Origin of the sequence: Providencia sp. R33, from assembly GCF_019343475.1 — a bacterium.
In the GTDB taxonomy this organism is placed as follows: Bacteria; Pseudomonadota; Gammaproteobacteria; order Enterobacterales; family Enterobacteriaceae; genus Providencia.
The window spans coordinates 2,375,406-2,397,163 of sequence record NZ_CP072453.1 but is presented as its reverse complement, the minus strand read 5'-3'; the positions used below and the strand labels follow the sequence as shown (position 1 = coordinate 2,397,163).

14 protein-coding genes and 2 pseudogenes are annotated in these 21,758 nt (G+C 43.3%); 8 read left to right on the top strand and 8 right to left on the bottom strand.

All coding sequences use genetic code 11. The annotated features are described in order from the left end of the window. The first annotated feature begins 28 nt into the window (after nt 1–28). The gene (gene clpA, locus J6836_RS11290) at nt 29–2,314 is read left to right on the top strand and encodes an ATP-dependent Clp protease ATP-binding subunit ClpA (protein WP_219244166.1); all 2,286 of its coding nucleotides are present in this window, start codon (nt 29–31) and stop codon (nt 2,312–2,314) included. Between the two features lie 62 nt (nt 2,315–2,376). Here clpA and infA read toward each other — a convergent pair whose 3' ends face one another. The 6 genes from infA to trxB all read right to left on the bottom strand — a co-directional run bounded on the left by infA (nt 2,377) and on the right by trxB (nt 10,169). Beyond that, nucleotides 2,377–2,595, bottom strand: a complete 219-nt coding sequence (gene infA / locus J6836_RS11285) for a translation initiation factor IF-1 (RefSeq protein ID WP_004244560.1) — start codon at nt 2,593–2,595, stop codon at nt 2,377–2,379. A gap of 141 nt (nt 2,596–2,736) precedes the next feature. After that, nucleotides 2,737–3,438, bottom strand: a complete 702-nt coding sequence (gene aat, locus J6836_RS11280; protein WP_219244165.1) for a leucyl/phenylalanyl-tRNA--protein transferase — start codon at nt 3,436–3,438, stop codon at nt 2,737–2,739. 8 nt (nt 3,439–3,446) lie between these two features. Beyond that, nucleotides 3,447–5,189 carry a heme ABC transporter ATP-binding protein/permease CydC gene (gene cydC, locus J6836_RS11275; protein ID WP_219244164.1) on the bottom strand — a complete coding sequence of 581 codons (1,743 nt, stop codon included), beginning with the start codon at nt 5,187–5,189 and terminating at the stop codon, nt 3,447–3,449. Between the two features lie 2 nt (nt 5,190–5,191). Continuing rightward, a complete protein-coding gene (gene cydD, locus J6836_RS11270; RefSeq protein ID WP_219244163.1) occupies nt 5,192–6,958 on the bottom strand; it encodes a heme ABC transporter permease/ATP-binding protein CydD in 1,767 nt (588 codons plus the stop codon). Nucleotides 6,959–7,359: 401 nt separating this feature from the next. Then, nucleotides 7,360–9,039 carry a DUF7057 domain-containing protein gene (locus tag J6836_RS11265; protein ID WP_219244162.1) on the bottom strand — a complete coding sequence of 560 codons (1,680 nt, stop codon included), beginning with the start codon at nt 9,037–9,039 and terminating at the stop codon, nt 7,360–7,362. A gap of 170 nt (nt 9,040–9,209) precedes the next feature. Next, entirely contained in the window at nt 9,210–10,169 is a 960-nt protein-coding gene (gene trxB / locus J6836_RS11260; protein ID WP_219244161.1) for a thioredoxin-disulfide reductase, read from the bottom strand. A gap of 536 nt (nt 10,170–10,705) precedes the next feature. Here trxB and lrp point away from each other — a divergent pair. The 7 genes and pseudogenes from lrp (at nt 10,706) to J6836_RS11230 (ending at nt 19,806) form a co-directional block, all read left to right on the top strand. Next, a complete protein-coding gene (gene lrp / locus J6836_RS11255; protein ID WP_004918089.1) occupies nt 10,706–11,200 on the top strand; it encodes a leucine-responsive transcriptional regulator Lrp in 495 nt (164 codons plus the stop codon). 412 nt (nt 11,201–11,612) lie between these two features. After that, nucleotides 11,613–12,125: pseudogene (locus J6836_RS23335) on the top strand (DNA translocase FtsK 4TM domain-containing protein); the annotation flags it as partial. A gap of 759 nt (nt 12,126–12,884) precedes the next feature. Next, nucleotides 12,885–15,338 (top strand): annotated as a pseudogene (locus tag J6836_RS11250) (DNA translocase FtsK); the annotation flags it as partial. A 106-nt stretch (nt 15,339–15,444) separates the two neighbouring features. Beyond that, nucleotides 15,445–16,065, top strand: a complete 621-nt coding sequence (lolA, locus tag J6836_RS11245) for an outer membrane lipoprotein chaperone LolA (protein ID WP_219244159.1) — start codon at nt 15,445–15,447, stop codon at nt 16,063–16,065. A 93-nt stretch (nt 16,066–16,158) separates the two neighbouring features. Next, a complete protein-coding gene (locus J6836_RS11240) occupies nt 16,159–17,502 on the top strand; it encodes a replication-associated recombination protein A (protein WP_219244158.1) in 1,344 nt (447 codons plus the stop codon). 108 nt (nt 17,503–17,610) lie between these two features. Continuing rightward, on the top strand, nt 17,611–18,903 hold the full coding sequence (serS, locus tag J6836_RS11235) for a serine--tRNA ligase (protein WP_219244157.1): 1,293 nt from the start codon (nt 17,611–17,613) through the stop codon (nt 18,901–18,903). A 183-nt stretch (nt 18,904–19,086) separates the two neighbouring features. Beyond that, complete coding sequence (locus J6836_RS11230; protein WP_219244156.1) at nt 19,087–19,806, top strand: sulfite exporter TauE/SafE family protein; 720 nt, start codon at nt 19,087–19,089, stop codon at nt 19,804–19,806. Here the strand turns inward: J6836_RS11230 and J6836_RS11225 are convergent. Together J6836_RS11225 and J6836_RS11220 are read right to left on the bottom strand one after the other, a co-directional pair. Continuing rightward, nucleotides 19,803–20,696: a LysR family transcriptional regulator gene (locus J6836_RS11225; protein WP_219244155.1), complete on the bottom strand. Its 894-nt coding sequence runs from the start codon at nt 20,694–20,696 to the stop codon at nt 19,803–19,805. The two genes, J6836_RS11230 and J6836_RS11225, sit on opposite strands and share 4 nt — an antisense overlap. Nucleotides 20,697–20,819: 123 nt before the next feature. Further along, on the bottom strand, nt 20,820–21,626 hold the full coding sequence (locus tag J6836_RS11220; protein WP_219244154.1) for a BPSS1780 family membrane protein: 807 nt from the start codon (nt 21,624–21,626) through the stop codon (nt 20,820–20,822). Nucleotides 21,627–21,758 lie beyond the last annotated feature (132 nt).

The window sequence follows — 21,758 nt, the reverse complement described above, 5'->3', positions numbered from 1 at the left end:
GGCTTAATATCAATTTTGGGAGGTGCTTATGCTCAATCAAGAACTGGAGCTTAGTTTAAACGTAGCGTTTACGAAAGCGAAAGACAGTCGCCACGAATTTATGACTGTTGAGCACCTATTGCTGGCGTTACTGAGTAATATCTCGGCACGCGAAGCTTTAGAGGCTTGTAAGGTTGATCTTGTCGCTTTACGTCAAGAACTGGAACACTTCATCGCGCAAACTACACCCTTGTTACCCGAAAATGATAACAGAGATACCCAACCAACACTCAGTTTTCAACGTGTGTTGCAAAGGGCGGTATTCCATGTGCAGTCATCGGGGCGTAGCGAGGTCAGCGGGGCAAATGTCCTTGTCGCGATTTTCAGTGAACAAGAGTCCCAAGCTGCGTACTTATTGCGTAAGCACGATGTCAGCCGCTTAGATGTGGTCAATTATATTTCTCACGGTACAGTAAAAGGTGAAGAGTCGTCATCATCAGATAACGACATGTCCAACAATAGTGCACCGAATGAAGAGCCGCCGGTCTCAGAAGACCATATGGACAACTTTACGACTAACCTGAACCAACAGGCCAAAAAAGGGAATATCGACCCGCTGGTGGGGCGTCAAGCCGAATTAGAGCGTACTATCCAAGTCTTATGCCGTCGCCGTAAAAATAACCCACTGTTAGTGGGGGAGTCAGGTGTCGGTAAAACCGCGATAGCGGAAGGCCTTGCATGGCGTATCGAACAGGACGATGTGCCTGACGTCATGAAAGGCTGCACGATTTACTCCTTAGATATTGGCTCATTGTTAGCGGGAACGAAATACCGTGGGGATTTTGAAAAACGTTTTAAAGCCTTACTTAAAATGTTGGAAAAAGACCCGAAAAGCATTTTGTTTATCGATGAAATCCACACCATTATTGGTGCTGGAGCCGCATCAGGTGGGCAAGTCGATGCCGCGAACTTAATTAAGCCACTACTTTCAGGTGGGCGTATTCGAGTTATTGGCTCAACTACCTATCAGGAATTTGGTAGTGTTTTTGAAAAAGACAGAGCGTTAGCGCGTCGTTTCCAAAAAATTGATATTGTGGAGCCGACGCCAGAAGAAACTATCCGTATTATTAATGGGTTAAAGCCTAAATATGAAGCGCATCATGATGTGCGTTATACCGCAAAAGCCATTCAGGCCGCGGTGGATTTATCCATTAAATATATCACAGATAGACATCTGCCAGATAAAGCCATTGATGTGATTGATGAAGCAGGGGCGCGTACGCGTTTAGTTGCACCAAGCAAGCGTAAGAAAACGATTGGTGTGCCTGAAATCGAAACGGTGGTTGCCCGTATTGCACGAATTCCAGAAAAAACGGTTTCCTCAAGTGATAAAGACAAACTCAAAACTCTTGATTCACGTCTGAAAATGTTAGTGTTTGGGCAAGATAACGCCATTGAGGCGCTGTCTGAAGCGATCAAAATGAACCGTGCTGGGTTAGGCTTAGAAAATAAACCCGTTGGCTCCTTCTTGTTTGCAGGCCCAACAGGGGTCGGTAAAACGGAAGTGACAGTGCAATTAGCCAAAGCGCTAGATATCAAATTATTACGGTTTGATATGTCCGAATACATGGAGCGCCATACTGTGAGTCGTCTAATTGGTGCGCCTCCGGGGTATGTTGGCTTCGATCAAGGCGGTTTATTGACTGATGCCGTGATTAAGCATCCGCATTCCGTGGTGCTGCTTGACGAGATAGAAAAAGCACATCCTGATGTGTTCAATATCTTACTGCAAGTGATGGACCACGGCACACTGACTGACAATAATGGTCGTAAAGCGGATTTCCGCAACGTGATTGTCGTTATGACGACAAACGCAGGGGTGCAAGAAACACAGCGTCGCTCGATTGGTTTTGCAGAGCAGGACAACAGTACGGATGCGATGTCTGAAATTAAGCGCACTTTCTCACCAGAGTTCCGTAATCGTCTTGATGGCATTATTTGGTTCAACGCACTGACGCCAGAAATTATCACTCAAGTTGTTGATAAATTTATTGTTGAGTTGCAAGTGCAGCTGGATGAGAAGGGCGTGTCTATCGAAGTGAGTGCAGCAGCACGTCGCTGGTTATGTGAAAAAGGCTATGATAAAGCAATGGGTGCCCGACCTATGGCACGCGCAATTCAGGACAACCTGAAGAAACCACTAGCAAACGAATTGCTGTTTGGTTCTTTAACTAACGGCGGCTCTGTAAGTATCGGGCTTGATGAAAAAAGTAACACACTGACATACAGCTTCAGTAGCGTGCACAAGGCCTCTCCGGAGGATGCGGTATTCTGACATAATTAACCACAGGTGTATCATGCACCTGTGGTAATGTCAGGCCTTGCCTGAAGAGGTAATCAACGGCTACGGAAAATGATTCGGCCTTTGCTCAGGTCATAAGGGGTTAACTCTACAGTTACCTTGTCGCCTGTCAGGATGCGGATATAGTTTTTACGCATTTTTCCAGAAATATGAGCAGTCACCACGTGACCGTTTTCCAGTTCAACACGGAACATTGTATTTGGCAGGGTATCTAAAACTGTGCCCTGCATTTCAATATTGTCTTCTTTGGCCATCTAATCCTCTAAGTTTAATAACCGTGATTTTTAACGGGCAAGATAATGCCCAAAAACCCGCACTAAGTAAAGAAGTGTCGCATTTTAACGCGATCTTTATACTTATGTGAAGGAATAAAATTAATAATAAACCAACGTTCACTAGTCGAAAATTGGCGGTAATTCAATCGATTGCGGTATCCAGCAGGCGGGGTCTATCCCTTTGTCACGCCACCGATAAAGAATGTGTAAAAAATCCCTACGGGATATTTCTTTTGCGCCGAGTGAGGCGGTGTGGTGGTTAAGTACCTGACAATCAAAAAGCTGCCCATTATAGCGCAAAAAATGAAAATAGAATGTAATAAAAGCAAATTTGGATGCATCATTCATTCTACTGAACATAGATTCCCCGCAAAATAGGTGACCCATATTCACACCATACAAGCCGCCAACCAGTTTGTCGCCATACCAAGCTTCAACGGAATGGGCTAATCCTTCATGGTGTAACTCAAGGTAACCTGCTTGCACTTCAGGCAGGATCCACGTTCCTTCTTCACGCACAGAACACGCGTCAATAACATCCTCGAAAGCATGGTTAATAGTAATGCGATAAGTCTGCTTTTTTAATACTTTTTTCATCGAGCGGCTGATGTGTAAATCTCCCATCATTAAGACCGCTCGAGGGTCTGGTGACCACCATAAAGGCATCTCACTTGGATTGAACCAAGGGAAGATACCATCATAATACGCAGCTTGCAGCCTTTTTGATGAAAGATCTCCCCCAATGGCTAACAAACCATTCGGTTCCCGCATCGCTTTCGATACGGGAGGGAATAAATATGAGTCATCATCGAGTTGATACATACTGCGCCTCAGTGCGTTTTCTGAGCCCAATGGCGCTGACGGAATTGGTAGTATTGACCTTGCCTATCTAGCAGCGCTTGATGGGTGCCTTGTTCGACAATTTTACCACTATCCATCACGCAGATGTTATCCATTTCTTCAAGGCCTTGCATGCGATGGGTAATCACAATCAAGGTTTTGTCCGCACATTTTTCTTTTAACAGCGCTAAAATTTGCTGCTCAGTCTGTGCGTCTAACCCTTCTGTAGGCTCATCCATTAAAACCAGTGGCGTGTTATGCAGTAGGGCACGAGCTATGCCTAAACGGCGTTGTTCACCACCAGACAACTGTCGACCACCTTCCCCCATCCACGCATTGAGCTTTAATTCATTTTCGAGCAAATTGCCTAAACCAACTTGTTGTAGAACCTCATTTAGCTCAGCATCGCTAGCTTGCTCATTCGCTAATAATAAATTATTACGCAGCGTATCACTAAACACATGTACACGTTGCGGTACAACCGACATGACGCTACGCAGCGATTTCTCACTAAATGTGTTAATTGGCTTGCCATTTAATGTGATCGTACCGCTGTCGACATCCCATGCGCGGGTTATCAGTTGCAGAAGTGTTGATTTACCACAGCCCGTTTTTCCAAGCAAAGCAAGGTGCTGGCCTTTGGTTAAACTCAGTGAAACGTTATTGAGCACAGCAAAAGGCTGTTCAGGGTAGGTAAACGAAATATTGTCGACCGTCAGATTTTCCAATGTTGTTATTGAAGGGCTTTCACTTGGGAAAGTAACCTCAGGTTTTGCGGTCATTAATTGAGATACGCGGGTCGCAGACGCAATCACTTGCCCCATATGTTGGAAAGCAACGGCAACAGGGCCTAACGCTTCAAAAGCCGCTAAGGCGCAAAAAACAAATAACGCAATCAACGCTCCAGGTTTCGTGTCCCCGCCAACATGCTCTGCAGCCATCCACAATAGCAAGGTAGCCGTCACACCTGACGCAAATAAAATAATGGCTTGGGATAACCCTGTCAGTGCTGCTTGTTGTTGCTGGCGTATTTGCCAATTGTTTTCAATTTGCCAAAGATTTTGGCGAAAACGTTCAGTGGCACCAAATAAGGTTAACTCGGCTTGGCCTTGCAGTGCTGACGTTAAAATCGTGCGGTAATCGCCGCGAAGTTCGGTTAATTCACGGCCGATTGGTTTACCTGCGCGGTAAAAAACAAATGGCATGGTGAATAGCAAAAACAACATAACGCCGCCTAGTGTCCAAGCAAGGCGAGGGTCAAGGTAGCTTAAACCGAAAATTAAGACGAATGTGACGAAAAACGCGGTGATAATCGGTGATAATACGCGTAAGTAAAGGTGATCAAGGGTTTCTACGTCTGCCACTAGGCGATTCAACAGTTCCCCTTGACGGAAACGGCTAATTCCTCCTGGAGAGAGTGGTAGTACTTTACTAAAAGCAAAAACCCGTAAGTGAGCCAGAACTTTGAATGTTGCATCATGGCTGACTAAGCGCTCGCCATAACGCCCCGCAGTACGAAAAATTGCAGCACCGCGGACACCTGCTGCAGGCAGCATATAGTTGAAATAATACAGGCCAGGGAAACCTGCGATAGCCGTACCTGCTAAAAACCAACCTGAAAGGGTTAATAGACCAATACTGGCAAGCAACGTCACAATTGCCAAAATGATCCCAAGGGTTATCAGGAACCAATGACGGCGGTAGAGGGCTAAGAAGGGATATAAAACTTTCATTATCAGAGCTCCTCACTGCGGTGGGCTAATAACTGGGCAAACGCCCCTTCAGACTGGCTGAGTTGCTGGTAATTCCCTTGCTGGATAATTTGTCCATTTGCCATGACCCAAATTTGGTCGTAGTCCAAAGTTTCTTCCAGTAAGTGCGTGACAAGTAACGTGGTTTGTTGCTCAGATAGCTGGTTCAGTGTATGCATAACACGTTGTTCACTGTGTGAATCTAGGCTTGCTGCGGGTTCATCTAGCAGTAGTAGCCGCGATGGTTTTAGTAGCATACGTGCGACAGCAACACGTTGTGCTTGGCCAACAGACAGTCTCGCGGCGTAATCACCAAGACGCGTGTTTAAACCATCAGGTAAATGAGGTAAAAATTCAGAAACATAGGCTTTATCAATGGCATGTTGAATTTCTGCTTCAGACGCATTGGGTTTACCTAAACAGATATTTTCAACCAGTGTTTGTTCAGGTAGGTGAGGGTTTTGCCCAACCCAGCCCAGTAATTCACGCCATTTTTCAGGGCATAAATCACGCAGTTCAATACCATTAACGGTTACTGAGCCGTGATAAGGTAAAAAACCAAGTAATAAATTCAGTAATGAGCTTTTACCTGCGCCACTTTGCCCAACCAGTGCGATACGTTGTTGTGGCTCGATGGTGAAGTTCAGCGGGCCTGCAAGACGGACACCGTCGTGGGACAAAATTTCGAGCTGATTGGCTTGAATGCGAATTGGGTTATCAGAGAGTGTTTTTGTGCCTTGCTGTGGTTTTTCTTCGCCATCGCTATTTAGCAGCGTTTCTAAAGTTTCAGCTGCACCAACGGCTTGCGCTTTAGCATGGTAATAAGTGCCCAGATCGCGAAGCGGCTGGAAAAACTCAGGGGAAAGGATCAAAGCAAGGAAGCCGGCAAATAGCGTAACAGGTAAGCCATAGCTCCCGAAATTCATTTCACCTAAATAGGAGAACCCGAAGTATACCGCGACAACAGCAATGGAGATCGAGGCGAAAAACTCCAATACACCAGAAGATAAAAATGCCATGCGTAGCACTTCCATGGTTCTAGAACGGAAATCTTCAGTTGATTCACGAATTTGCTGTATTTCGGCTTTTTCTCGGAAAAATAAACGGAGGGTATCAAGCCCCCTTAGTCTATCTAAGAAGCTACCGCTTAACCGACCAAGTGCAATGAAGTTTCGGCGGTTTGCATCTGCTGCCCCTAGGCCGACTAATGCCATAAAAATAGGAATTAAGGGTGCTGTTACAAACAAAATCATCGCCGCTGCCCAGTTAAACGGGAAGATGGCGATAAGGATCATGATAGGCACAATTCCGGCTAAATACATTTGAGGAAGGTAGCGAGAGTAGTAATCCTGCATATCTTCAATTTGCTCAAGAATAATGGTTGCCCAGCTTCCAGCGGGTTTACCTTTAACCCATACTGGACCGAGTTCTTGAAGTTTATCGAGTACGCGAGTACGAATTTCTTGGCGAACAATTTGGCCGCAACGGAAGCCAACACGTTCTCGAACATAGGTCACAATGGCGCGTAAAATGAATACGCCAATCAGAAGGCAAAATGGGGTCAATAGCTGTTCTCGCGGGGTGCCATCCATAATCAGGGCTTGAAGGATGACCGCTAAGAACCAAGCTTGAGCAATAATCAGTAATCCACTCACCATGCCTAACAGCATAGAGATCCGCAACCAGCGCTTAGCAGGTGCACTGTGTTGTTTTAACCAACGTACCAATTCAGTCTGTCTTGATTTATCCATAATGATTTAGTTAGCAGGTATAGTTTTAATGTCATTGAGTATAGTTAGGTGGTAAAAAAAACCTAACATCGTTTTGTCGTTCACTGTGAGTCAAATAACATCAGGGCGGAAAATAATGATCAAACAACGCATTTAATAAAAATAGTGAAAGCGGTGTTTTTGATCTCGACCTGTAATTCGATTATTACGCTACATCATAACAGCTTAAGTGGCAGATGTTGCATAATAAAAGTCGGTTATTTAAGGTGGAAAGTGCTTTGTTATCAAATTGTTCTGTAAAGGTAAACTGAATATTTCAATGTTAAACAAAACACAAAATCGGTGAAATGCTACTGTATTTTTACGTAATGAGAAGGCGACTCAATAGAAAATTGTTAAGCCGCCCACATTTTTAAAGAGTGCTAGGGAGCGGGAATAATGTTTAACCATTCTTTTGGTTTTAACGTAAATTGCCCTTTAAGCAAATTATCCCAAGCTTGATCTTTTTTCTGAACGGTATTGAACGAATGGCTTTGCGTATCCACAACTTCCCAGCTCTGTTCTATTTCTTGCCAAATATTACAATCAATGGTTGAACTGGTGGGATAGGAATAACACATAATCACATCATTCTGGCCATCTTGGTTCAGGTCTGCCATAAAACCTAAGCATGAATAAGGCTCATGTTTTGATGTGCAATACCACGCACTGCTGAGATTCTCACCTAAATCAAACCAACTATCCGGCAAAGTAGGGCTGTTTTTTGCCTGTATTAGCACTTCCTTGAGTGGTATTCGTTGCTCTTCGGCATAAGGGCTGGTTTGGAATTGTTTCTGGTATTCAGGATTGCTATTGAGTTGTTCAAACGCGAGCTTACCTTCAGCACCTAATTGTTTTAAGTCATACGCGAGTGAGCTATTCACTTTTATTTTACCGTTATTCACGCCCGCAACAATGCTATTGATGGTTATGGTTTTGAAATTAGCAATAGGGCTATTAATGACTAAAATAATGGCGATAAGGGAGAGAATACCCACTTTATTAATGGTACCGAGCGAGGTCATCCACATTGTTTTTTTGCGAATAATCGCAAGGCTATAGGCCAAAACAACCAAAGCTAAAAACAGCGCGACGGTAAAGGCATATAACCGCTCGACACTCCAGCTGTATTGGTTGACTCGCACAAGAATGCCGTACAGTGAAAGACCTGAAAAGGCGTTAAGCAAGATAATGTTAATTAACACAAAGGCGTTCAGGCCTTTACGAAATTGATATTGTGTACTGCCATCGCCATAAACAAAATTAATAAAAATGAGATTAAGAATAACAAACCACAGCATCACCGCGGAACCTAAGCCTGCGGAGTTCAGCCCAGAAAAATAGGAAATAACAAAGCCACCTAAAAAAATGACTGCAACCACGTTTAATAATGGCAGGAAGAAACGGGCAATAAAGCTTGCGAAGTTACTGAGCTGAATATCAACAGTAGCACGTAAAAAGGTTAACCCAATATTGAAGCCGAGGGTAAAACTGCCCCAATAAATGACTTCATTATCAAGAATGCTACTTAAAAAGTGCAAGTTAACAATACCAAAAAGGAAGCTGGCTAATTTCACAATTAAGGTCAATAACCCACCAATTGCCGCAGCTAATATCCCTAAGAAGGTATTTTTAATATATAACCCCATTAAACAACTGTAATTGATTTTCCATGACCGTGTTGTTTGCAGTAATTGCATCCACGGGAGCATGAAAAATAACAGAACAGTCAGTGTAAGGAATGCAATAAAGGGGTTAGCATCCGAAGCGCTTTCAAAGTGTTGGCTATGCCAAAAATTAATCCAATAGGTAAGAACGATGGTTAAAGCAATGCTGATATAGAAAAATATGGATTTAGCGTTAGTGATTAAATAGCTCACCACTGATGGCACAAATATCGCCAGTAACATTGGCAGGAATACTGTAGTTGCATCTAACTGACTGTCAGAGCGAATGGTGTAATCTGTTGTTACGGCAATGACGACACCTTGAATGATGGCGAGTATGATAACAATTAAATACGAATAGCCACGAACGATATCACGCCCTAATGGTTGCTCCATATCAATACCTATAAAGTTAAGATCATGTAAAAAACAGTATAGGTAGTGCAAGGGAAGGGCAATATAAACTTGCTCTTAAAAATACGTAGTGATGTGAAGTATTAAAAATAAAATCATAAAAAAGGCAGTAACTTATGACGGTCACTGCCTAAATCGAAAGCATATAACGATTATTTAGATGCTAAACCGTCAAGATAGCGCTCGGCATCTAATGCCGCCATGCAGCCTGTACCTGCGGAGGTAATCGCTTGGCGATAAATATGGTCCATCACATCACCTGCTGCAAATACGCCTTCCACAGAGGTTTGTGTTGCGTTACCTTGGGTACCTGATTGGACTTTGATATACCCATTATCTAAATCTAGCTGGCCATCAAAAATAGCGGTATTTGGGCTGTGACCAATAGCGATAAAAGCACCCATTACAGGGATATCTTCAGTTGTATGGGTTTTTGTGCATTCAAGGCGCACACCTGTCACACCCATATCATCGCCTAACACTTCATTTAAGGTGCGATCAGTATGCAGAACGATATTGCCGTTTTCGACTTTGTCCATTAAACGGTTGATCAGGATTTTTTCTGCGCGGAAGCTATCGCGGCGGTGAATTAAATGCACTTCAGAAGCGATGTTGGATAAATACAGGGCTTCTTCAACAGCTGTATTACCGCCACCAACGACAGCAACTTTTTGATTACGATAGAAAAAACCGTCACATGTTGCACATGCAGAAACACCTCGGCCCTTAAACGCTTCTTCAGAAGGCAAGCCGATATAACGTGCAGACGCACCAGTTGCGATGATTAGTGCATCACAGGTATATTCGTTTTCATCACCAAATAAACGGAATGGACGTTGTTTTAAATCCACTTTATTGATGTGATCAGAAATAATTTCGGTTTCAAATTTCGCTGCATGCTCATGCATACGTTCCATGAGACCTGGGCCGGTAAGGCCTTCAGGGTCACCCGGCCAATTTTCGACTTCAGTCGTTGTCGTTAATTGACCGCCTTTTTCCACCCCAGTAATCAGTGCAGGGCTTAAATTTGCGCGAGCAGCGTATACTGCCGCGGTGTAACCTGCGGGGCCTGAACCTAAAATGATTAACTTGCGATGTGTGGTTGTGCTCATGAATTCCTCTTTTAATCTCAAAAAAGCATTCTTAGGATTGTAGGAGAAATAGGAAGGTAACAAAAGTGATTTAAGTGCGACTTGGCCTTATGCCACTTATTTCTCTGATAGGCAAGACTCGCTAAATGTAAAAAAGTATGTCAAAAAAGGTAGATTGTCACGCTTCACAATTTTTAGGAATTATCTTGAATTAGGGCTGCGAAACGTTTTACTGGAAAAAAAAGCGAAATCTTGTACTGATTTTTATTCATTTGCTTTGACAATCGGCTGCGCATTTGCGAAAACATCTATGTAAGAGTTAATTATCTAGCAGGTCAATGGAAATGGCGCATTTTTGTTCTTGCTGGAAAATTAGCTTTACACTACTTATAAACTTTAAAAATGAGTCACGATTGTGAATGATCATTACATTCACACGAACTTCAGCACTATAAATAGAATTTGCCCTGAACACGAATTCCTAATAAAAAAGGTGGTTGGCAGGGGCTCATTTTATAGATGTAGAAAATAACAATTAGAGAAAGAGAGATAAAGAGATGATTGACAATAAAAAGCGTCCTGGCAAAGACCTTGACCGTATCGACAGGAATATATTAAACGAACTACAGAAAGACGGGCGTATTTCTAACGTAGAATTATCCAAGCGTGTTGGTTTATCTCCAACGCCTTGTTTAGAACGTGTACGTCGTCTTGAAAGACAAGGTTTTATTTCTGGCTATACTGCCTTACTAAACCCGCATTACTTAGATGCGTCCCTATTAGTGTTTGTTGAAATTACACTAAACCGTGGTGCACCAGATGTGTTCGAACAGTTTAATACTGCAGTTCAAAAGCTTGAAGAAATTCAAGAATGTCACTTAGTATCAGGTGACTTTGACTACTTGTTGAAAACGCGTGTGCCAGATATGTCCGCATATCGTAAGCTATTAGGTGAAACGCTGTTACGTTTACCAGGTGTAAACGACACTCGTACCTATGTAGTTATGGAAGAAGTTAAACAAAGCAACCGTTTAGTGATTAAAACTCGCTAATCAAGGCTTTTGTGACCTCACTTCAGCACAGCATTATCAGCTTTGTTGTCGCACTGCAGTTTCAACGCTGAGTTTACTCAGCGTTGTTCCGTTTTAGAGCCTAATAATTTCCGAAAATTTCCCTTTTAAATCGGCCAGTTGACTGTAAGCTCAGCCTTTCTTACGTAATTTTATGAAAATCCCTTAGTTATCGATAAGTTTTATTATCAATTTATTGATTTTAAAGCTATAAATAATTAGGACTTTTGTCGATAAATAGAAATTGAATCCGATTTCATTAGATGAAATACTGGGTCATTATGTATTAATCGTGCATTCGTTTCCCTTAGGGGCCGCTAAACAGGCATCTTAGGGCGATTAATGTTAGAATAAACAGAATCAGTAAAGAAAATCAGTTAGTAAAGAAACAATAATGAGCCAAGAATATACAGAAGATAAATACATCAAATTTAAAAAACTCAGTAGTGGGAGACGGCTACTTGAGGTGATTTTGCTCGCGATTTGCTTAAGTGCAGTCTTTCTTATGGTTGCATTGCTAAGCTTTAGTCCTTCAGACCCTAGTTGGTCGCAAACTACGTGGAATGCCCCAGTGAAAAACTTGGGTGGCAGTGTGGGGTCATGGAGCGCTGATATTCTTTTTTCTGCTTTTGGTATTCTGGCTTTTGCCATTCCACCGTTATTATTATTGGGCTGTTGGGCTATCTATCATTATGAAAGCCAGCGCCGCTACATCGACTTTTTCTCGCTTTCTTTACGCCTTATCGGTGGCCTAGCACTGATCCTTTCTTCCTGTGGCTTAGCCGCACTTAATTTTGATGATCTTCCCAATTTTGCTTCAGGTGGTGTGATTGGGAGCGTATTTAGTAGCGCTATTATGCCGTGGTTTAATTCATTGGGCGCCACACTGGCATTATTGTTCTTATGGGCAATAAGCTTCACCTTATTTACGGGTTGGTCATGGTTGACTATTGCAGAAAAAATTGGGGCTGCCATCCTTCTTCCGATTACATTATTAACGAATCGTGCCAGAGGCGACGATATAGACGATTATGATGTTGAGGAAACGGAAGATGCATTGCAACGTGCGCAAGAGGCTGAGCATTTAGCAAATGATAATGAGCAGCTTCTTGATGCTGACGATGTGCTATTTTCAGCGCCGACAGTGGCGGAACTTGCCATAGAAAATGCACCACAAGCGGAAGTGATCGAAGAACAACGTCATGTCGAAGCACCAGTAGTAATGCCAGAAGTCGCTTCAGCGACAGAGCTAGATACATTGCCATCATTCACAGCAGCGGATGAGCCAAATACATATCACTTTGAGGTCCCAGATGATTATCAGCCACAATTAGGTGGTGGTTTTGAGAAACAAGCAGAACCGACATTTGAACCTGCCGTCTCTTCGCCAAATTATGTACCTGTAACACCGCCGGCGTTCAGTCCAGTCAATGATGTTCAGCCACAACATCAAGGAAATCAGGCGTTCGTTGAAGTTGTTAACACGCCATCGACGCCAGTCATTCCTGAGCCACAAAATACATTTATTCCTCAGTCTTCTTCTGAATTATTTACACCCGCACCAATGATTGGGGATGTTGCAGTTAGCTCTTCAGTGAGTGAGCGGGTTGCTGACACAGCGGCTTTAGCCGCTGCAGGGATCTCCATTGCTGCACTTGAACGTCATGCGCAGGTTAAACAAAACATGGAACCTGAGCTGCCAAGGCCTAACCCTGTGCGTTTACCAACGCGTCGCGAATTGTATGGAATTCGTATTCCATCACAGCGAGATGCAGAGTTACAACGTCGCCAAGAAGAAGCCTCTAAACGCGAAGAAATTTATCAGCAGTGGTCAACAAATGATGTGGAAGATGAGCAGAACAGTGATGATGCGCAGCAAGCTGAGCTATTACGCGCTCAATTCTTAGAGCAGCAGCGTGAGCGTTACGGTGAGGTGGATAATTCAGATTACGAGCCGCCTGTTACGCAAGTTGCGCCTATTGATTTACCTAAGCCTTTACAGAATGAGCAAGGTGAACAAACGCCTATCAGCTCTTGGACGCAACCAACAATCGAACATCGTTGGCCATCCTCATCTGATTTATCTGCGAATACGCATAAATTTGCGGAACCAGAAATTCCATCTATTGTTCCTAGTGATACTTTTGAGAGCCATCTTGATGATGAAGAAGATGGTTTTGAACCGAAGATTGATTTACGAAAAGAGTTTTCAGTATTAGACAGCTTCTCTCCTGTAGATGATTTAGTGGATGAAAAGCCAGCTGATCCACTCTTTATGCCAACGTTTACCGCTGTTGAGCCACCAGTGGTTCCACAAAATAATTCGTATTCAGGGCTTGGCAATAGCCAGCCTGCAACGCACACTTTTGCGCAGCCACAGCAGCCACAGCAGCCACAGCAGCCACAGCAGCCACAGCAGCCACAGCAGCCACAGCAGCCACAGCAGCCACAGCAGCCACAGCAGCCACAGCAGCCACAGCAGCCACAGCAGCCACAGCAGCCACAGCAGCCACAGCAGCCACAGCAGCCACAGCAGCCACAGCAGCCACAGCAGCCACAGCAGCCACAGCAGCCACAGCAAGATAGCTTATTCCACCCGTTCTTGGTGCGTAATGACCAGCCATTACCAAAACCAACAACGCCGATGCCTTCTCTTGATTTACTGGCAAGTCCACCAGAGCAAGAAGAACCCGTGGACATGTTCAAACTGGAGCAAACAGCAAGGTTGATTGAAGCTCGGTTAAATGATTACCGCGTGAAAGCCGAAGTTGTCGGCTTCTCACCTGGGCCTGTTATCACCCGTTTTGAGCTTGATTTAGCACCGGGTGTTAAAGCCGCCCGTATTTCGACATTATCCCGTGACCTTGCACGTTCATTGTCAACGGTGGCTGTGCGTGTCGTTGAAGTGATACCCGGTAAACCGTATGTTGGGCTTGAATTGCCGAATGAAAAACGTCAAACCGTTTATTTAAGCGAAGTATTAGATTGTGATGATTTTAGAAAAAATCCATCACCACTGACGATTGTACTTGGTAAAGATATCGAAGGTGATCCTGTTGTCGCTGATTTAGCGAAAATGCCACACTTATTAGTGGCGGGTACAACAGGTTCAGGTAAATCGGTTGGGGTCAATGCAATGATCCTCAGTATCTTGTATAAAGCGAAACCTGAAGATGTGCGCTTTATCATGATCGACCCGAAAATGTTGGAACTTTCTATATATGAAGGGATCCCACACTTATTAACGGAAGTGGTCACAGACATGAAAGACGCAGCGAATGCACTGCGTTGGTGTGTCAACGAGATGGAACGCCGTTATAAACTGATGTCTGCATTAGGCGTTCGTAACTTAGCGGGCTACAACGAAAAAATTAAAGCTGCGGCAGATATGCAGCGCCCAATTCCAGACCCATTCTGGAAACCGGGCGACAGCATGGAAACGGAACATCCAATGCTGAAAAAAGAACCTTATATCGTCGTTATGGTGGATGAGTTTGCAGACTTGATGATGACTGCGGGGAAAAAAGTGGAAGAGCTAATCGCAAGGTTGGCGCAAAAAGCCCGTGCGGCAGGTATCCACTTAGTTCTCGCGACTCAGCGCCCTTCAGTCGATATCATAACAGGGTTAATTAAAGCCAATATTCCAACGCGTATAGCCTTTACGGTATCGAGCAAAATTGACTCGCGAACAATCCTTGACCAAGGTGGCGCAGAATCACTATTGGGAATGGGTGACATGCTTTACTTGCCGCCTAACTCATCAATCCCAGTGCGTGTACATGGTGCGTTTGTTCGTGACCAAGAAGTGCATGCAGTGGTAAATGATTGGAAAGCGCGTGGTAAACCGCAATATATTGATAGTATCACAACATGCAGTGATGATAGCGAAGGTGGTGGTTATGATGGTGGCGGCGAAGAACTTGACCCACTGTTTGACCAAGCTGTTGAATTTGTTATTGATAAACAACGTGTTTCTATTTCGGGTGTTCAACGTCAATTCCGTATTGGTTATAACCGTGCTGCGCGAATTGTCGAACAAATGGAACTCCAAGGTATTGTCAGCGAACAAGGCCACAATGGAAACCGAGAAGTACTTGCGCCGCCATCAATGGGGCACTAAAAGTGGATAGCAAATTAATAATTTAATGTGCTAATTGCGGGTTCAATATAAGGGGTGTATAACGTCATCACGCCTCTTAAGGTAATCATATTAAGGTCTTTGTTCGATGAAAAAAATGATGTTGTTAGGTGCATTAGCCTTCAGTTTACATATCGGCCAAGTACTGGCTGATGCGAGTCAAGACCTTCAAGCACGACTGAATAAGGTCAATAGTTTTCAAGCCAGTTTTTCACAAAAGGTAACTAGCCCAGAGGGTGATCTTGTTCAAGAAGGCGTCGGTGATTTATGGTTAGAGCGCCCTAATTTATTTAACTGGAATATGACATCCCCTGATGAAAGCGTGTTAGTTTCTGACGGTAAAAATTTATGGTTTTATAACCCATTTGTTGAGCAAGTGACTGTTACAAACTTAGCCGATGCGACCCAAGACACGCCATTTTTATTGATCACGCGTAATGACCCGAAAGATTGGAAGCAATACTCAATCATTCAACAGGGCAATACATTTGACCTTAAACCTAAGCAAACAAATGGCACGTTGAAAAAATTCTCGATCACGGTTTCGCCTGAAGGCACTATTGAGAAATTCTCTGCGGTTGAGCAAGATGGGCAAACCAGCGCTTATCAGCTAAAACAGCAAAAAAATGGCTATGTTGATGCCAGTAAGTTTAAGTTTACAGTACCGAAAGGCGTGACGTTGGACGATCAACGTTCAAGTGCAAAATAAGCCTTAAACCTGTTTTTATCGCTAACCATCGGTATTTTCTGCTGGTGGTTAGCGAGTTAGTCATTAGCTTTAAGCGGCAATAAAGAGGATATTGTGGGTAACCTGTCTCTCGACTTTTCGCAGAATGAATTTCAACCTTTAGCGGCGCGTATGCGGCCCGAAACTCTTGAGCAATATATTGGTCAACGGCACTTGCTGGCTGAAGGAAAACCCTTACCAAGAGCAATCAAGGCTGGGCATCTGCATTCCATGATTTTATGGGGGCCTCCGGGAACAGGCAAAACAACGTTGGCAGAAATCATTGGTCATTATGCCCACGCGGATATTGAACGTATTTCAGCGGTGACTTCAGGTATTAAAGAAATCCGCGAATCCATCGAAAAAGCACGTCAGAACCGCAGTGCAGGGCGCAGAACGATTTTGTTTGTGGATGAAGTTCATCGTTTTAATAAAAGCCAACAAGATGCTTTTTTACCGCATATTGAAGATGGCACGATCACCTTTATTGGCGCGACAACTGAAAACCCTTCATTTGAATTAAATTCAGCACTGTTATCCCGTGCAAGAGTCTATTTGCTCAAATCCTTAGAAGAGGACGATATTGAGCAAGTGCTATTACAAGCTCTGGCAGATGCATCTCGTGGGCTTGGTGGGCAAAATATTGTCTTACCAGATAGTACACGCAAGATGATAGCGCAGCTTGTTAATGGGGATGCAAGGCGATCGCTAAATTTACTTGAAATGATGGCGGATATGGCTGAAGCCGATAGCCAAGGCCAGCGATTTTTAACCGCGGATTTACTCAAAGAAGTCAGTGGTGAACGTACTGCGCGGTTTGATAACAAAGGCGATCGTTTTTACGATTTGATCTCTGCATTGCATAAATCAGTTCGGGGATCAGCACCAGATGCTGCACTGTATTGGTATGCAAGGATCATTACAGCGGGTGGCGATCCGTTGTATGTGGCGCGCCGTTTATTAGCCATTGCTTCCGAAGATGTCGGGAATGCCGATCCTCGTGCAATGCAAGTAGCGGTTTCTGCTTGGGATTGCTTTACACGAGTTGGGCCAGCGGAGGGGGAGCGCGCAATCGCTCAAGCCATTGTTTATTTAGCTTGCGCACCTAAAAGTAATGCGGTCTACACGGCATACAAAGCCGCGATTAAAGATGCGCAAATGCAGCCTGATTATGATGTTCCTGATCACTTACGTAACGCACCAACAAAACTATTAAAAGAGATGGGAGCGGGTAAAGAATACCGTTATGCCCATGATGAGCCTAATGCCTATGCAGCGGGTGAGAATTATTTTCCTGAACCAATGCAAACAACCCGTTATTACTACCCAACAAAACGTGGCTTAGAAAGCAAATTTGCTGAAAAATTAGACTGGTTAGCCCAACAGGATCAAATTAGTACCACAAAACGCTACCGCTAAACTGGGCAATGCGGTAAGGTTATATAGCGAAATACTTTACTTTATTGATGGTGCTAGAATGCATCATCAAAAGTATCATCTATTACTCACAATACTCACAGGATAAGCATGCTCGATCCCAATTTACTGCGTACGGAGCTAGACGCGGTTGCTGAAAAACTGGCTCGCAGGGGTTTTACCCTTGATGTGGAAAAGCTGCGTGAACTCGAAGAACGCCGCAAAGTTTTACAAGTTGAAACTGAAACCCTGCAAGCAGACCGTAACTCGCGATCGAAAACTATCGGTGCGGCTAAAGCACGTGGTGAAGACATTGAGCCATTACGTCTGGAAGTTAACCAATTAGGCGAAAAATTGGATTCTGCGAAGGCAGAGTTAGACAAGCTGCAACAAGAAATCCGTGATATTGCTTTAAGTATCCCGAATATTCCAGATGACCAAGTGCCTGACGGCAGAGATGACTCTGATAACGTCGAAGTTGCGCGCTGGGGCGAGCCTCGCCAGTATGATTTCGAAGTTCGCGATCACGTTAGTCTTGGTGAATTAACAGGCGGTTTGGATTTCCCTGCTGCGGTTAAACTGACTGGTGCACGCTTTGTTGTGATGAAAGGGCAAGTTGCCCGTATGCACCGTGCGTTAGCCCAGTTCATGCTGGATTTACATACTGAGCAGCATGGTTACCAAGAACTGTATGTTCCGTATTTAGTTAACCATGATACGCTGTATGGTACAGGCCAGTTGCCGAAATTTGGCGAAGACTTATTCCACACAAAACCACTGGAAGAAGAAGCCGATAGCAGCACTTATGCGTTGATCCCAACTGCTGAAGTGCCTGTGACTAACTTGGTTCGTGATGAAATTTTAGATGAAGATGCACTTCCTCTGAAAATGACCGCTCACACGCCATGTTTCCGTTCAGAAGCAGGTTCTTATGGCCGTGATACCCGTGGTCTTATCCGTATGCACCAGTTCGACAAAGTTGAATTAGTGCAAATTGTTCATCCTGAAAAATCGATGGATGCACTGGAGGAGCTAACGGGGCACGCTGAAAAAGTTCTGCAATTACTGAACTTACCATACCGTAAAGTGATCTTATGTACTGGTGATATCGGTTTTGGTTCACGTAAAACTTACGATTTAGAAGTGTGGTTACCAGCGCAAAATACCTACCGTGAAATCTCTTCTTGTTCAAACATGTGGGATTTCCAAGCGCGTCGTATGCAAGCGCGTTTCCGCGGTAAGAGCGATAAGAAAACCCAGCTTGTTCACACGTTGAATGGCTCAGGCTTAGCAGTAGGTCGTACATTGGTGGCAATTTTAGAAAACTACCAATTAGCTGATGGCCGTATTGAAGTACCTGAAGTATTACGTCCGTATATGAAAGGCTTAGAATATATTGGCTAATTAATCGCCATATAGTTTATGCACAAAAACCGCCTCGGGTAACCTTGGCGGTTTTTTTATCCAAATCAAACAACCATCCTCCTCCTCAATATTTACCTAACCCCCTCTAAATATATTCCTGATGGTGATGCTTCTAAGCTATCGATAGTCTGTGAGCTATCGTACGTATGAGAGATAAATTAAATGGAAATAATGATTGGTGTTTTTTTATTGGCTGGAATAATTAAAGGTGTGATTGGGCTAGGGTTACCAACTATTGCGATGGGGCTTTTGAGTACGACCATGGAGCCCGCGATTGCGGCAAGTATACTGATCATACCTTCCTTAGTGACTAACATTTGGCAACTACTTATTGGTTCCCAATTTATCGCATTAATAAAACGTCTGTGGGGATTGATGGCGGGAATAATTGTTGGCACATTATGGAGTTTTTTGCCCTCTTTAACTGAAAATTCAGTTTGGACATTGCCTGCATTAGGCTGCGTGCTAGTACTTTATGGTATTTGGGGGTTATTGGCAAAAAAGATGCCTTCCAGCGGAAAATCTGAGCGTTGGCTTTCACCAATAGTGGGTTACCTTACCGGGGTTATTACCGCTGCAACCGGCGTTTTTGTTATTCCCGCTGTGCCTTATTTGCAAACACTAAAACTAAATAAAGATGAATTAATACAGTCGCTTGGCTTAGCCTTCACCGTATCGACGCTCGCCTTGGCAATTAAACTTTGGAATAGTGGTCAACAAGAGTATATCGATTATGGTTTGTCTTTTATCGCATTACTCCCTGCATTGATTGGGATGTATTTAGGGCAATACCTGCGCAAAATTATGAATGAAAGCGTATTTCGCCGCTGCTTTTTTAGTGGATTGGTGCTTTTGGGCATGTATATGGCGATAAAACCTTAAGGTTTATTTTGCCAATTAATTAAAAAGTTAATAAATTCATTGGTATATTCAGGAAGCAGATTAAAATCGCGGGCACAAATAACCAATTTTCGTTGTGCCCATTTTTCTGTCAGTATCAGTATTTTTGTTTGGGGTGATAAAATGCGTTGTGCTGCCTGTTTGGGAATAATGGCAATGCCCACTTCATTTGCTACCAGTTGCATAACTGCATCAAGGGTAGGAAGGCGAACTCGATAGTTCAAACGAAAACCTTGCTGCTTGGCATAGTTATCAATATGTTTTTGTAATGAATTATCTTCAGATAACCCAATAAAATCTGAATGTATAACATCATTGAATGACACATGCTGCTGATCTGTTAATGGGTGATGATAATGAACCAGTACAATCAGTTCATCCGAACAAAAAGGGCGAAATGCTAATCCTGATAAATCGGTAGAGTCTGCAACGATCCCAATATTGGCCATTTTATTTTTGATAGTTGTAACAATTTCATGGCTTGGCATCTCTTTGACGGATATCGACATATTCGGTTGTTGCTGTAAATACGCGCCAATGCGTTCAGGTAAAAACTCCATTTGAGCAGAAGCATTACATAAAAGATTGATATGTCCACGTAGCCCTTGGCTATATTGGCGCATTTCATCTTTCATTAAATCAATACGTTGCAAAATGCCATTAGCGTGCTCAATAAAAGCAATGCCAGCATTGGATAAAGAAACACCTCTGGTCGAACGGATAAATAAGGGGGTACCAAGCTCACTTTCAAGGCCTCTAACTCGTTCGCTGGCAGATTGCAGCGTAATGTGCGTTAAACTTGCGCCACCAGTGATGCTGCCTGCATTGGCGATATTTACACACAACTGTAGATCCGTTATATCAAAGTGCATGGCAGATAAGCTCAATTTAGGTTGATAAAATCATTGTAGCGTAAAGAAGAACTTGGATGTGTGATAATAAAAAAGGAAAGCTAAGCTTTCCTTTTCAAAATATAATCTATTTCGTTTTACTGCTTATTTTACTTGTGAGAAAAATAGGCTGCGGTAGCTGCTGTAATAGCAAACATACATAATAGGCATAGAAACTAATAAGCCTAAGCCTAATGGGATCACAGAGATAATCATTAAGATAGACAGAACGATAAAGAACAAGATACCTGGTAGGATATTTTTCTTAACCGCTTGCAGGCTAGCTGAAATTGCAGCACCAACAGTGAAATCGTGGTTCATGACTAGAGCAGGAGCAAACCAAGTTAACGCTGTACCCACTAAGCCCGCAACTGCCATCACAATGATAGCGAAGAAGAATGAACCTGAAGATGCTAAAATCGCCGCATCAGATGGTGAGCCGTATTGGTTGCTTTCCATTAATAAGCCAAACATCGCAGAACCGCCAATGATAAAGGCGATGATCATACCGACTAAGTTTGCAGCAAAGTTAATGGCACCAACAGCAAACAGTGCACCGAATTTATTTTGGAAACCTGCGAATAATAAACCAATTTCTGCTTGGCCAGTTTTACGCTGGTTTTCGCTGATAGCGATGATGCCACCAACAAAAATTGGGGTAATAAAGGTGATTAGTAAGTTTAAGAATGGGATCATGGAGATAATCAGAATCAATGCAAATAATACGATATTGATTAAGATCCACATGCCCAGTTTTTCTTTAACCAGTGACCATGATTGGCTGATCCAGTTTACACCTTCACCTGCATCAACAGCGCGAGGCTCAGCGTGAAAAACAAAAGTATCAACTTGAGTTTGAGCGTTAATTGTAGGTGCAGGGTTGTTATCTGCACTGAAGTTTTCATTATTCATGATAAAAAAGGAACCTATTTTTTGTAGTGAATTAGCAATAATTATTATAAAAAAGTCTGTGAGTTTATATGTACTCTTTTACTTTATCGGCTGTAGTATGCAGATAAGTTAATACATTATAAAGCAGACTAT

Bases quoted from the DNA above. Each gene is read 5' to 3' on its own strand.
- J6836_RS11220 (WP_219244154.1), bottom strand. From the start codon at position 21,626: ATGAATAATGAAAACTTCAGTGCAGATAACAACCCTGCACCTACAATT.
- serS (WP_219244157.1), top strand. From the start codon at position 17,611: ATGCTCGATCCCAATTTACTGCGTACGGAGCTAGACGCGGTTGCTGAA.
- J6836_RS11225 (WP_219244155.1), bottom strand. From the start codon at position 20,696: ATGCACTTTGATATAACGGATCTACAGTTGTGTGTAAATATCGCCAAT.
- J6836_RS11230 (WP_219244156.1), top strand. From the start codon at position 19,087: ATGGAAATAATGATTGGTGTTTTTTTATTGGCTGGAATAATTAAAGGT.
- lrp (WP_004918089.1), top strand. From the start codon at position 10,706: ATGATTGACAATAAAAAGCGTCCTGGCAAAGACCTTGACCGTATCGAC.
- clpA (WP_219244166.1), top strand. From the start codon at position 29: ATGCTCAATCAAGAACTGGAGCTTAGTTTAAACGTAGCGTTTACGAAA.
- cydC (WP_219244164.1), bottom strand. From the start codon at position 5,189: ATGAAAGTTTTATATCCCTTCTTAGCCCTCTACCGCCGTCATTGGTTC.
- J6836_RS11265 (WP_219244162.1), bottom strand. From the start codon at position 9,039: ATGGAGCAACCATTAGGGCGTGATATCGTTCGTGGCTATTCGTATTTA.
- cydD (WP_219244163.1), bottom strand. From the start codon at position 6,958: ATGGATAAATCAAGACAGACTGAATTGGTACGTTGGTTAAAACAACAC.
- aat (WP_219244165.1), bottom strand. From the start codon at position 3,438: ATGTATCAACTCGATGATGACTCATATTTATTCCCTCCCGTATCGAAA.
- infA (WP_004244560.1), bottom strand. From the start codon at position 2,595: ATGGCCAAAGAAGACAATATTGAAATGCAGGGCACAGTTTTAGATACC.
- trxB (WP_219244161.1), bottom strand. From the start codon at position 10,169: ATGAGCACAACCACACATCGCAAGTTAATCATTTTAGGTTCAGGCCCC.
- lolA (WP_219244159.1), top strand. From the start codon at position 15,445: ATGAAAAAAATGATGTTGTTAGGTGCATTAGCCTTCAGTTTACATATC.